Source organism: Actinoplanes solisilvae (assembly GCF_003999975.1).
Lineage (GTDB): Bacteria > Actinomycetota > Actinomycetes > Mycobacteriales > Micromonosporaceae > Actinoplanes > Actinoplanes solisilvae.
Genome location: NZ_RJAC01000058.1, coordinates 1 through 12,392, shown reverse-complemented (window position 1 = coordinate 12,392; position 12,392 = coordinate 1). Strand labels below are relative to the sequence as shown.

Here is a 12,392-nt window from a genome sequence, read left to right as displayed (position 1 = left end):
CGACCCTGATAGGACTCGTAGCTGAACTCGTCACGTCGTTCACGCGACCAGAATCCAACGTTCACATCAGTGTCAATGCAAGCGCGATCGTCGGGTTCCCGGTCACAGCCACGCACGCGTCTGGGGAGCGCCTCAGCGTTGTCGTCGGTGCAGCTCCGCGCCCGCCCGCACCCGGCCCCGGACGCGGCGCTTGCGGCCGTACGCCGCGGCCACGACCTACCGCCACTGCGGGCATCTCAACCCCGCTCAACTTCGAAGATCCGCGACAAGGCGGTCGAGGCACGGTCTGACCGCTATGACGGGTTGGGTCGCCTTGATGCACCAGGCCGGCTGTGAGTGCCGACACGTCGATCGAATTTTCGGCGGCGGATGTCGTTTCCACGCCTGAATCCAACGCAGAGGAGTCTCATGAGCAGGGACAAGGTTCTGGTCGACGTCCGATGGGCGATCGAGAATCTGAACAAGCCGGGCATAGTATTTGTGGAGGTCGATGAAATCACGACGGCCTACGAAACCGGGCATATCGACGGGGCCGTGCGTCTGGACTGGAAAACGGACCTACAGGAAAAGGTCCGGCATGATGTGGTGAGCCCGGAGGGGTTTGCCTCGCTCATGTCCGAGCGCGGTATCGCCGAGAGCGACATCGTCGTTCTGTATGGCGGGAACAACAACTGGTTCGCGGCGTTCGCGTACTTCATTTTCAAGTATTACCGTCACGCGGATGTCCGGATTGTCGACGGCGGCCGGAAGAAGTGGGAACTGGACGGTCTGCCCATGACCACGGCCGTTCCCGATCGGCCGCTGACCGAGTATCGGGTTCCGGAGCCGGACGAGTCGATCCGTGCCTACCGCGACGAGGTTGTTGCCGCCATCGGTACCAAGAACCTGATCGACGTGCGAAGCCCGGATGAGTTCGCCGGTCGGCTGCTTGCTCCTCCCGCCTTTGCGCAGGAGGCGTCGCAGGTTCCGGGGCACATCCCGACCGCGTGCAATGTCCCGTGGAGCAAGGCGGCCAATGAAGATGGCACCTTCAAGTCGAACGAAGAGCTGGCCAAGCTGTACGCCGACGCCGGACTGAAAGACGACAAGGACACGGTCGTCTACTGTCGGATCGGGGAGCGGTCGAGTCACTCGTACTTCGTACTCTCGGCGCTGCTCGACAAGAAGAACGTGAAGAACTACGACGGCTCCTTCTCGGAGTACGGCTCCCTGATCGGGGTTCCGGTCGCGATCGGCGACGAGCCCGGCGAAGCCTGACCTGCTTGCCTCATCGCTGGCTGGTGGTCACCGCTGCCCCGGTGTCCGCCAGCCTCGCCGCTGCTACAGAAGTTGAAAGGCTTACGTCTGTCTCATCGTGGTAGTTCGGGGTCGAGGGTCATTCCGGTGCTGGCGAAGAAGCCGGCGAGGAGATCGGTCCGTTGCTGGCAGGCGTGTAGTCGTTGTCTGACGAGGTCGGCGAGGTGGTCGACGCTGCGGGCGGCGAGGTTGGTCAGGCCGCGTTTCATCCAGCGCCAGACGCCCTCGGCCGGGTTGAGGTCCGGGGCATAAGCGGGTAACCGGACCACGGTCAGCCATGTCCGGGCGGCGATCAGCTCCCGCATCCGCTCGCTGACGTGGGTATTCAGGTTGTCCCAGCTCAGCACGATCGGCGCCCGCAAGCGTTGATGGGCCTGGTCGAGGAAGGCAATGTAGTCGTCCTCGCTGAAGCTGCCACGCTCGCCTTTACGGTTGCGGTGCACCCTCGTGCGCCACAAGCCGGCCCCGTTGCCCGGGCTTGAGGCAAACCAGCCCGGCGATCGAGACCCGGCCGGATCCCTTGCCGGAAACCTCGACCACGGGCGTGTGCCAGCGCCGGGCCCAGGTTTTGGCCACCGGCGGCCGCAGGACCTGGCCTGCCTCGTCCTGGAAGCAGATCCAGGCGCCCTTGGCCGCCGCTAACCTCTTACCGACGGCCACCGCCGGCGATGCCAGGTGGCGATCGCTTCGGGATCGCGTTCGATCGCCCGGCGGGTGGGAACCTGCTGGCTGTAACCGATGCGGTGCAGCAAATAGGACACTCCGCGCAGCGTGTAGGTAATCGTGAAGCGGCGTTCGATCACCTCGGCGACCCTGGCCAGCGTCCACCGGGCATCGTCCCAGCCCTGCGCGACCGGCCCTTGATCAAGAACCTTGGAGAGCTGTTTGAGCTGGTCATCGGAGAGTTTGCAGTCCGCACCGCCCAGCCCGGCCGATGCCAGGGCCTTCGTCCCGCCGGACGTCCACCGGCGTCGCCACTCACGGATCGATTTCTGGGAAACCCGCAGTTCAGAAGCGATCTGCGCGGTCGATCTCGATTCCTTGAACATGGTCGCGGCCTGGATCCGGACCTTCTCACGCCGGACCCGGGCTGCCGCGTTCATGCCACCACCAGCCGGATACCTCATCGATCCGGCCTACCGAAGACATCGACCGAGATCACGTAGACACGCCGACGACCGTCAGCCTTTCAACCTCTGTAGCGGCAACCGGTAACAAGCTCGGGAGTCACATGGACGTCGACTACGTGATCATCGGTGCGAGCACGGCGGGATCGGTCCTGGCCGCGTGACTGTCCGAGGACAAGGATGTTCGAGTAGAGCTGCTGGAGGCCGGCAGCGGCACACCCATTGATGGCACCTGCGTGACAGCAGCCGACGACAAAACACTCCTGCGCCACACTGACTCCACCTACTTCCACCCCGGCGGAATATGCTGCATCGGTAGCGATAATGACACGGCACTCGACCCGGACCTGCAAGTCCGAGGTGTCTCGGAGCTCCGAGTCGTCGATGCCTCGGCCATGCCGTCCCCCGTGGCCGCCAACACCAATGCGACCGTCCCCGCCGTCGCCGAGCGCGCAGCCAGCCTCATCCGAGGCGAGACGAGTTAAATCCCCACAGCTTCAAGCCAAGGGCGCTGCATGGAGACCGAATGACCGTCCTGTCGGAACTGCCTTACAACTCCCTCGGGAAAGTCAAAGGGGCAGCGTTGCGGAACATGCTGAAACCATCGGAGTAATGTGAATAATGTGTGGGGGACGATCGGCGCTGGCTGGCCCGCCGCGATCGAGCTGTCCCGTCGGCCCGTGCCGACGCCTGCCGGCTACTCCATCGGAGCCATCGTCGTCGATTCCGGGGGCGCTGTGCTGGCAACCGGATACACCGGAGAGGTCGGAACACGTGACCATGCGAGCAAACTGCCCTCGGCAAGCTGGCTGGCGGTCCCGGCGTCGACCTGACCCACGCGACCATGTACAGCTCGATGGAGCCCTGCGCGGTAACGGCGGTCCTGCCCGGTCACCTGCACGGGCCTGATCCTTGCCGCGGGCATCCGGCGAATCGTGATCGCCCTGCGAGGGCCTCCCATCTTTGCCGACTGCGAAGGGGTGGAGGCCCTGCGCTGCCGCGGCGTCGACGTGGCCGAGATCGACGACATGGCCCACCTCGCCGGCGAGATCAACGTACACATTCTCGGCGCCTGACGGCTGACGCTCCTGGCCCGGCACGGGGAGTTCCTCTCTGCCGTCGCGCATCCGCTGGGTCCTGAATACTTCGGCACAGCCCGGCGTCCGGCCGGTTCAGTCGTCGTCGTCCATGACGGCGCGGACGTGGCGCAGCGCGTAATAGACCCTCGACCGGACGGTTCCGATCGGGATATCGAAACGCGCGGCCGCTTGCTCGCCGGTCGACCCCTTGGCGTACAACTCGGTCAGCATCTCCCTCTGTACGGAGGTCAGGCCTCGCAGTGCGCGCCGGAGCGAGTGTTCGGCCAGCACCGCTCCCGCGGTCTCGTCCGGCCGATCCATGTTGGCTGCGGCTGGGAGGCCGACCTCTATCGGCCGGGCTTTGCGGCGACGGGCGGCATCGATGGCAACCCTGCGCCCGACGGTGAAGAGCCAGGTCCGGAGTTCCTTGTCGTCCGTCGGCAATGAGTCGATACGTCGCCATGCCCGCAACATGGTCTCCTGCAGGAGATCCTCGGCTCCGTACGGTTCACCATTGGTGTATCCGAGCAGGAACCTGCGCAACGCAGGGCTTTGCTCGGTGTAGATGTCTTCGAATCTTTCAACAGCAGTTGATGGCCTGCGGAGGGGCATCATCTCGATGGTCAAGGCTCTCCCTTTCGCTGCGCCCACCGCTCGCCCGTAGGACCGACCTCGCCGCCGGCGGACGAACTTCTTCGGGACGCGTTTGTCTGAGTCCGCCTACGGGCGGGCCAAGGCTGGTGAACCGGGACCACTCGGGATTCGTCTTGGTCGGCACTCGTGGCTTCCGGTGATCACGGGAGGAAAGCTAATCCTCGGCAAACGTCACCCGCTCTGCTCCGTTTCATGTGTCCCCGGGCGCGGTCCGGGACGTTATCAAGCAGGGACTACCGAGTGGGACGCAATGGCTGATCCGCGTCGGCCAGGGCTACCTGAGCGGAGCCGTAGTTGCAGCTGGATGGCCTTTTCTGGCGACATCGCAGTGGCCGTCAAGCAATCCCGGGAATGCTGTCAAAGACATCGACGTGCTCACTCCGGTCGACCAGCCGTGACATAACGGCGCGAGCTACATCACTTTGAGGAATACTTGATTCGACGGAATTCCGACAGATTCATGTGTGGCGATAGGAACGCGTTTGCCAGCGGCCGGATCCTGGCTATCGTGGCGGCGTCCGTGCATTTCGCGGCGGAACTCGCCGACCCGACCGGCGACGGTGGGTAGGACGCGCCATTCCCAGTCGAGCGAGTGGACCAGGGGTTACCGCTGCGCCGGCGCTTCCGGTCGAGCCGGACGTACGTCGCGGAGCCGAGCCAGAATGTCTTCGTCGGCGAGCCTGGTCGGCGGATCGACCAGTTGGACAACGCGAAGGAGAGCAGCCGCGACGATCGGATCGCGGCTCGCTCCAAGGCGAAGAATTGCGCTGTGGTCGGTCGCCGGGTCGTATCCCGGCAGGAATCGGGCGTCGTTGCCGGTCGCGATCTGCCACGCGGTGTCGATGGTGGACGCGGATTCGGCCAGAAACCGTCCTAGAAGGTCCGCCTCGCCACCCTTCAGCAGGTTTCGAAGAGCCAGAGCCTGCACGGCGGCCACCGTCATGCCCTGAGCGTGCGACGGGCTGATCGTGCACAAGGCATCGCCCATCGGTATCAGTCCGGCCGGCAGAGAATCTGTCTGGTCATAGCGGTAGCGGCGCTCTACCGGAAACCGCATGAGGCGGGAGGTCCCCGTCGGAGCGCCGGTTCGCACCACGTCGGCCAGAATCCCGGTCGGCAATTGTTCCGCCGCCGCGATCAAGTCGGCGTCGTCGCTGCCCAGGCGGGCACCCGCCATTCCCCACAGCATCAGCCCGCAACGATCCCCCTCCTCGGTCATGACGCAGCCGCCGTATGGCTGACCGGGGAACGGCATGGAAACCGTGCCGAGCCTTCCGCCGAGGTCGTGATTCTTCCTCCGGTATTGCCGGGTGACATAGGACTGATCGATCTGCACCCGATCAGCCGGAACCTGACGGAAGCCGAGGCCGGCCAGCCAATGAGGGACCCGGGTGGCCCGGCCGGACGCGTCGATCACCAGCTCGGCCCCGGTCAGCTCGACGATCCCGTTGTGCCCGCTCGTGCGCACACCGATGACCCGCTTGCGGTCCTGAGTCGTCAGCAGACCGTCCACCAGACAGCCCTCGACGATTCCCACGTTACCGAGCATCCCGACCCGGCGCCGAATCTGATGCTCCAGTAACGGCCTGGTCGCGGACATCATCTGTACCCCGATTCTCGCCCACGGCAGCGGATGCCCCTCGTAGAACCACTGGAGGTCGGCCATCAGGTCGCCGGTGGCCACTCCGGCGTCGACAAGCTCGTCGGTGAATCCGGGCAGTAGGTCGTTGAGAGCCTCCAAGCCACGGCTCACCAGAGCGTGTACCTGCCGGCCCTGCGGGACACCGTGACGAGCGCGCGGGTTCGCTGGGAAGTGATCGAGTTCGAGAACCAGGACCCGGTCAAAATGCTGGGCCAGGGCGGACGCCGCCAGCAAACCCCCGATGGAACCGCCGATGACATACGCGTCCGACGATCCGCTCATGGCGTTTCCCCTTCTCCGATGACGGCCAACCGATCCGTGGCCGAGCATCAACACAAACGGGGGAGTAGGTCTGTCCTTCAGGCCACCTTGGGGTTCGCCTGGAGCGGCCGTGCTGTTGGAGAGCGTCGACTCGGAGAAACCCGACGCGATTTAACTCACGTCGGCGCGCTTGAAGACTCGCCGCCGGCTGCGTCTTCCACTCGACAGTGATGCCGACACCGACAGGAGTACTGGTACTCATGGTCTCGACAGTTTTGACTCGTTCGTGGCGGGCCGACGACTTGAAGCTTCTCCGTCAGGCTGCGAATGGCTTCTCGGAGAGGACTCTGACCAGACGTTTCCTCACCAGCACCACGAGACTGCCGGGCGGCTATCTTGCCGGCATAGAGCGGCCGGACAGGAGGGGCCTTCATTGGCTGGGACAGGTCGCATTGGTGGAGGGCGAACTGGTGGGACTGGCCGAGTGTGCCTGGCCCGTGAGCGATCCCGACCACGCCGATCTCGCCGTGCTCGTCGCGGACGCCTGGCAAGGTCATGGCATCGGGCCCCGCCTCGTCGAGGAGTTGCTTTGTGTGTGCGTCACCGCCGGGCTGAGGTACATCGAGGCGATCTCGGATCTGGACAATTACGCAACCCGGACGCTCGCCCAGCGACTCGCCGGACAGCCAGGAAGGCGCTGCGGATGGACGATCCGAAACACCACGCACTTCAATTTGCGACAGATGGTCTTCACCCACCGGGACACGCGGCTCGGCGAGGTTTGATCGACCACCGAACATTGACGCACTGAACTATCCTTTTCCGTACAACACATCGAGGACGTCCGTGAATGCTTACACCCCCTCTTGCCTCGGCGATCTGATCCGCCGTCTTCGACGAGCCGAGGGACTCACCCTCGAGCAGCTCAGCGCGCGCGCACAAGTTGGTGTCCGAACCCTCGGCGATCTCGAACGGCATCGGATCACCCGCCCCCATCGTCGTACGATCGAGGCCTTGATCGACGTGCTCGGCCCAGGTTCTGGCGATCGCGAGGCCATCTGGGCGGCGCTGCGGCCGCCTTCTTCGATCGGCTCCGCACCGGCGAGGGATACCGTGGGTGAACCCGGCACGCCGCCGCTCACTGTCGGCCGTGACTCCGAGATGGCGGCCTTCACCCGATGGTTCGACGAGCGGTACAACCAGGGTGAGGTCACCGGCCCCATCGTCATCACCGGGCTGCCCGGGATCGGCAAGACCACGCTGGGCCGGGAAATCTGCCGCACACATCGGAGCCGCTTCGCGGATGGCCGGTTCCGCCTGGACCTCGGCGGGTCGGACAGCCGCCCAATGACCACAGCCGACGCCCTCTCTCATCTGTTGACCCGCATCGGTGTGCCGGCCGTCGAGATCCCCTCCGCGGAGCAGGACCGTGTATTGCTCTACCGGGCGCGGATGCACACGATAGCGATGATCGTCGGACTGGACAACGCCGCCGATGAGGCTCAGGTCCGCCCGCTGCTGGTGGACAGCACCCACAGCATCACGATAGTGGCGAGCCGCCGGCCGCTCACCGGGCTGGACGCGGGCCACCGGATCGGGTTGGCCGAATTGAATCCCGCGGCAGCCCGCGAGGCGTTGGAGGCGATGCTGGATGATCCCCACCGGCTCGTCGCGGAACCGGTCGCGGCCGACGAGCTGGTCCGTTTGTGCTGTGGCCTGCCCTTGGCGCTACGCCTCGTCGCCAACCGTCTCGCCAGCCGCCCCCGCATGTCGGTGCGTGGACTGGTCGACCGCATGAAACTACCGGGCGATCGATTGACCTGGATGGCCGCTGGTGATGTGCAGATTCGTACCGTGCTTGCTGATCAGCACGCTGGGCTGACCAGCGCCCAGCGGTCGGCGGTCCGCCGGTTGAGCCTCATCCGCACTTCGGAGGTGAGCACGGAGGCGGCGGCGGTGCTTCTGGGCCTGGACCTGCTCAGCGCGGAGGAGCAACTCGAGGACCTCGTCGACGCCGGCGTGTTGAGCTTCGGATCCGGCACCGGAAGATACTGGCTGAACGAGCTTGTCCAGATATACGCGCGCGAGACGGGAACACCCGACGAACCCGCCGTGCCGGCGTCCTCCGGCGACCTGACGGGACAGGTCCGGGAGCTGCGGTCGGTGCTGAATCAGCCCGGACGCGCGGCGTGACCCCAATCTGCGGCGTTGAACCGGGGGCCTAGATATCGCAGTGCTGACAACGGCACAGGCGGCCGTGACGGTGAAACGGGCATCGCACGGGTGCATCGTGGCCTGCGTGACGTGGCGTACTGGCTGAGGCCGGAGGCATACCAGTCCGCAGCAAGGGTCGAGATGCGAGGTGGGGGTCACTGATGGGGTCACCGAAACAGGCGGAAAGGACCGGCTTCCGATCCCGCCGGTGAACTCGCCTGGATGACGAATCCCGGCCGGGGTCTCCTTAAGAAGACGCGAACACACGCGTCCTGGACCTTCGGAGCTTCACTGATGATCGCAGCTGTCACTACTCCCGCGCCGGAGACCCGCGATGTGGCGGTCGTGGCCGCCAGTCCCCTGATGCTCACGGGGCTGGCACATTCGATCGAGGGGATGGACGGATTTCGCGCCACGTACCGCACGGACTCCGTCACGGGCCTCCCCGCGGATTCGTTCCCCTCGCTGATCGTCATCGACCTGTCCGGCAAGCCGTTCGAGGACGAGGGGTTTTGGACCCTGATGCCACCCAGCAGCCGGGTGGTCGCTCTGTGCATCCCCGACCGGGTACCCGATCTCATGGTTGCCGCCCGGCACGGTGTGCGCGCTCTCGTGTCCCGCGGGTGTGACATCACCGAGCTCAAGGCCGCACTCCGCACCGCGGTCAACGGTGGCCTGTATGTCTCGCCGGATGTGTTCAGCCTGGCGGCGTCAGCTGCTGAGGCCGTCGGCACCCTTCGGATTCAGCAGCTGACGCCGCGCGAGATCGAGGTGCTCCAGCTCCTCGCCAACGGGCTGACGCACGGGCAGATCAGCCGTCAGCTGGGGCTGACCGCGGCGACGGTGAACACATACGTCAAACGTATTCGTCATAAGCTGCATGTCGGCAACAAGGCTGACCTGACCCGGCGGGCCATCGAGCTGGGATACGTCCCGACATGATCAGCGGTACCGACCTGCCGGGTCAACCCGTCAGGTCGGTCGCGATCGCTGAGGAACGCCCCTCTTCCAGCTCTGCCAGTCGTGCCGTGAGGGTGGCGTGGATCGCCAGGTAGGCGTCGCTACCCAGGACTATTCGTCGGGGCGCGGGGTCGGTCGTCGCCGAGTCGACGATCGCTGCGGCGACTTTCACGGGATCGCCCTGTACCGAAGCGACCAGGTTTCCGCCATGTGCCAGGAGGTAGCGGCCGACTCGGCCTACGGGCGTCGCGGCGTAGGCCTCGCTGGGATCGGCGATCACGGTTGCCTCGCCGTAGCCTGTGCGAACGTTGCCGGGCGCTACCATTGTCACTCCGATACCGAACGGTGCCACTTCGGGAATCAACGACTCGAAGAATCCCTCGGCTCCCCACTTCGAGGCATGGTAGACGGTTCCTCCGAGCAGGCCGATTTGTGCATCCATACCCGTGGTCTGGATGATTCGCCCGCCGCCCTGCTTCCTCAGGTAGGGCAAGACCGCACGAACGAGCTGCATCGGCCCGGTCATATGCAGGGCGATCTGCTCGGAGATCATCTCGTCGGACAGATCCTCCGCGGAGCCGAAGGCCCGGCGACCGGCATTCGAGAGGATGACATCGATGCGGCTGAACTCGGCGAAGGCCCGGGCTACGACCGCGCGTATCGCGTTTGTGTCAGTGACGTCCATCGAGTCGGTCCAGACCCGGTCGGGGTAGCGGCCGGCCAGCCCGGCCAGAGCGTCTTTGTTTCGCGCGGTTGCCGCCACCCGGTCGCCTCGCGCGAGGAGAATCTCGACGACCGCCCGTCCGAGTCCTGACGACGCGCCGGTAACGAACCAGACCGCCACTGGTGCCTCCATATTCTGCTCGCTGCGGCGTCCGGCGGGTCAGGGCATTGCCAGCAGCCCGGCATGATTCGCCTGGGCCATGCGGACGCCCGCGCGGGTGAGAAACTGCCGCCGCACGAAGTCAGGAAACATACGAGCCCGATCTCGCCGACGGTTCTGCTGGAACACGAACCGCACACGGCTGCGTCGGCGTTCACGGTAGCGTTGCAGGACGAGGGGAATTTGATCGAGATTCTCGACAGTGCTCATCATGTCGCCCAGCACGAGGGCATCCTCGAGCGCCAGGGCTCCACCCTGAGCCATGCTCGGTGAACAGGCGTGAGCGGCATCACCGATCAGCACCGTTCGGCCGCGTACCCAGTCATCGCCGCGGATTTCGTAGAGTGGCGCGAAATGCGCTTCGCTCGGGGGCGCGAGCACTTGGGCCGCGGGTCCTCCGAAGTCAGCGAACAATCCCCGCCAATTCGACGGCCAGTCGTGGGTGGCGCCGCTGTCGATCGCCGCGTTGACGTAGACCAGGCCGTCACGCAGGGGCAGCGAGAGTACCGTGCGGCCGCGGCTGCCGACTTGAGCGATCCATGTGTCCGGCGTTCCGATGTCCGCCCGCACCAGCAGTCGCCAGCAGATCTGGCTCAGGAACGTCAACTGGGTCCGGGGAAAGACGGATCGACGAACGGCCGAGTTGACGCCATCCGCGCCGACGACCAGGTCGTACCGGTCCTCGGTGCCGTCGGAGAAGGTGACTCTCGCGTCGGGGGTTACCTCGCCGACCGCTGTTCCGAACCGTACGTCTGTCCCGTCCATCAGGATCCGGCGCAGGTCGGCGTGGGTGATGGCAAGGCACTCACCCACATCTTTCCAGATCGCGCTGACCTCGTATCCGCTGAGCAAGTGTCCGGACCTGTCCCGGAACTCCTGCCGGCGGACCGGACTCGCGACCTCCGCCAGGGCCGGGGACACCTGCAGCCCGTGTAAAGCTCGGACCGCGTTGGCGGGTAAGTAAAGGCCGGTGCCGTCAGCCGGCCGGTCGGCGCGCCTCTCGACAATCTCGGCCGCCATTCCGTGCAGCCTCAGGGCGCGCGCCAGGGCCAGACCGGAAATGCCCGCTCCGACGATGAGAATGCGTGGTTGCATGGAGAGATCCTCCCCGACGTAAGTTCGACCGGACCGACCACGATGGATTTAGGTCGGCCTCTTCATAACTGGTGAATATCCCGCTCTCCGGCGCGTTTGCTCGGCTCGCCGGCGACCTGTGGCGGTGGTCTCCGACGGGGCGGCGGACGCGATCGGCCGCTGGTTCGCCGCCATCCCCGAGCCTTGTCCGCCGCAACATCGGCCGCGAACTGACGCTGGTCGAGTTCCTGCGCCACGGAGACGTCCTGGCTGCCATGCGGCAGTTCACCGGCCGCAGCCTCTCACCGAGCGTGCTGCCCGGAGACTTGCCGGCGAGGTTGGCTCCGCTGTCGCCTTCCGCCAGGCCCCGTGCACGCCGAGGATGGTCGGCTCTGCCTTATCGGACATCGTGTCCTCCAGATCTCAGCGATGTCGTAACGGAGCGCAGGACGCACGCCAGACCGCGAAATTCAGTCAGGTGTCGTCGATCACCTAACGGGACGGAAAGATGTGATGCCTGCGGGAGCCCGAGGTGCCATCGGCATCAGAAATGTGGACGGCCGAGTGAACTTCTCCGGCCTGCCTGCGTCTTTGCATTCCGTGTCGACGATTAATGATCTCGAGTGGCAACTCGCCGCTAACCGCCGGTATTGGACCAGCTGGAACGGAGAGCTGCCCGACAATGACCTGACCGTCTATCGGACCGGGATCCATCACAACCTGCTCAATGGGGTGCTACGCGTCCGCAATCGGCCTTTGAAGGATGCGATTGACGAAGCACACGAGCAACTCGACGGCTCGCGCTGGGGTTGGTGGGTCGGCGCCGACAGCGATGAGGCGACCGTCGACGGTCTGCTCGCGCACGGGGCGACGATAACCGGCGAGATGCCGGTGATGGCGATCGACATCCTCGGTGCCACCCGCTTCGACCCGCCGGACGACCTGAGGATCCGCATCGTGCGGGAGCGTTCTGAGATGCGGGAGTACGTCGCGGCCTATTCGGGTCCTCTCGGGTTCCGTGCCGAGGATCTCGAGGTGATCGTCGACCGGGAGCTGGCCAACCGGGTCGGCCGTGTCGTTCGACTCGCCGGGATCATCGACGGCCGTACGGTCGGTACTTGCACGTTGTCCGTTGCCACCGAGACGGCGGCCCTGTACTTCATCGCTACCGACCCGGCGTACCGCCGGCGAGGGGTGGCGAC

Annotated in this window: 12 protein-coding genes; 6 read left to right on the top strand and 6 right to left on the bottom strand. The window is 65.4% G+C overall.

From position 1 onward, the window contains the following. Positions 1–408 precede the first annotated feature (408 nt). A complete protein-coding gene (locus tag EER30_RS46305) occupies positions 409–1,257 on the top strand; it encodes a sulfurtransferase (protein ID WP_127509619.1) in 849 nt (282 codons plus the stop codon). Positions 1,258–1,349: 92 nt separating this feature from the next. Here the strand turns inward: EER30_RS46305 and EER30_RS46300 are convergent, their stop codons facing one another. Continuing rightward, positions 1,350–1,739 (bottom strand): transposase, encoded by a 390-nt coding sequence (locus tag EER30_RS46300; RefSeq protein WP_164842798.1) that lies wholly within the window; start codon positions 1,737–1,739, stop codon positions 1,350–1,352. A 195-nt stretch (positions 1,740–1,934) separates the two neighbouring features. After that, positions 1,935–2,399 carry a winged helix-turn-helix domain-containing protein gene (locus EER30_RS46295; RefSeq protein WP_240670760.1) on the bottom strand — a complete coding sequence of 155 codons (465 nt, stop codon included), beginning with the start codon at positions 2,397–2,399 and terminating at the stop codon, positions 1,935–1,937. A 260-nt stretch (positions 2,400–2,659) separates the two neighbouring features. Between EER30_RS46295 and EER30_RS46290 the strand changes: the two genes are divergently transcribed. Next, positions 2,660–2,908 (top strand): GMC oxidoreductase, encoded by a 249-nt coding sequence (locus EER30_RS46290; protein ID WP_240670759.1) that lies wholly within the window; start codon positions 2,660–2,662, stop codon positions 2,906–2,908. A gap of 687 nt (positions 2,909–3,595) precedes the next feature. Here EER30_RS46290 and EER30_RS46280 read toward each other — a convergent pair. Continuing rightward, on the bottom strand, positions 3,596–4,129 hold the full coding sequence (locus EER30_RS46280) for a sigma-70 family RNA polymerase sigma factor (protein WP_127509610.1): 534 nt from the start codon (positions 4,127–4,129) through the stop codon (positions 3,596–3,598). A 631-nt stretch (positions 4,130–4,760) separates the two neighbouring features. Then, positions 4,761–6,080 carry an FAD-dependent oxidoreductase gene (locus EER30_RS46275; protein ID WP_127509606.1) on the bottom strand — a complete coding sequence of 440 codons (1,320 nt, stop codon included), beginning with the start codon at positions 6,078–6,080 and terminating at the stop codon, positions 4,761–4,763. Positions 6,081–6,319: 239 nt separating this feature from the next. Here EER30_RS46275 and EER30_RS46270 point away from each other — a divergent pair, with 239 nt between their 5' ends. The 3 genes from EER30_RS46270 (at position 6,320) to EER30_RS46260 (ending at position 9,215) form a co-directional block, all read left to right on the top strand. Beyond that, positions 6,320–6,844: a GNAT family N-acetyltransferase gene (locus EER30_RS46270; RefSeq protein ID WP_164842797.1), complete on the top strand. Its 525-nt coding sequence runs from the start codon at positions 6,320–6,322 to the stop codon at positions 6,842–6,844. A 61-nt stretch (positions 6,845–6,905) separates the two neighbouring features. Beyond that, a complete protein-coding gene (locus EER30_RS46265; RefSeq protein WP_164842796.1) occupies positions 6,906–8,252 on the top strand; it encodes a helix-turn-helix domain-containing protein in 1,347 nt (448 codons plus the stop codon). 315 nt (positions 8,253–8,567) lie between these two features. After that, on the top strand, positions 8,568–9,215 hold the full coding sequence (locus EER30_RS46260; RefSeq protein WP_164842795.1) for a response regulator transcription factor: 648 nt from the start codon (positions 8,568–8,570) through the stop codon (positions 9,213–9,215). Between the two features lie 22 nt (positions 9,216–9,237). Here EER30_RS46260 and EER30_RS46255 read toward each other — a convergent pair whose 3' ends face one another. Both EER30_RS46255 and EER30_RS46250 read right to left on the bottom strand, forming a co-directional pair. After that, the gene (locus EER30_RS46255) at positions 9,238–10,077 is read right to left on the bottom strand and encodes an SDR family oxidoreductase (RefSeq protein WP_205650726.1); all 840 of its coding nucleotides are present in this window, start codon (positions 10,075–10,077) and stop codon (positions 9,238–9,240) included. A gap of 39 nt (positions 10,078–10,116) precedes the next feature. Further along, the gene (locus tag EER30_RS46250; RefSeq protein ID WP_127509592.1) at positions 10,117–11,211 is read right to left on the bottom strand and encodes an FAD-dependent monooxygenase; all 1,095 of its coding nucleotides are present in this window, start codon (positions 11,209–11,211) and stop codon (positions 10,117–10,119) included. Between the two features lie 543 nt (positions 11,212–11,754). Here EER30_RS46250 and EER30_RS46245 point away from each other — a divergent pair. Further along, positions 11,755–12,392: GNAT family N-acetyltransferase (locus EER30_RS46245; protein ID WP_127509589.1), on the top strand; the 638-nt coding region annotated here is incomplete at its 3' end.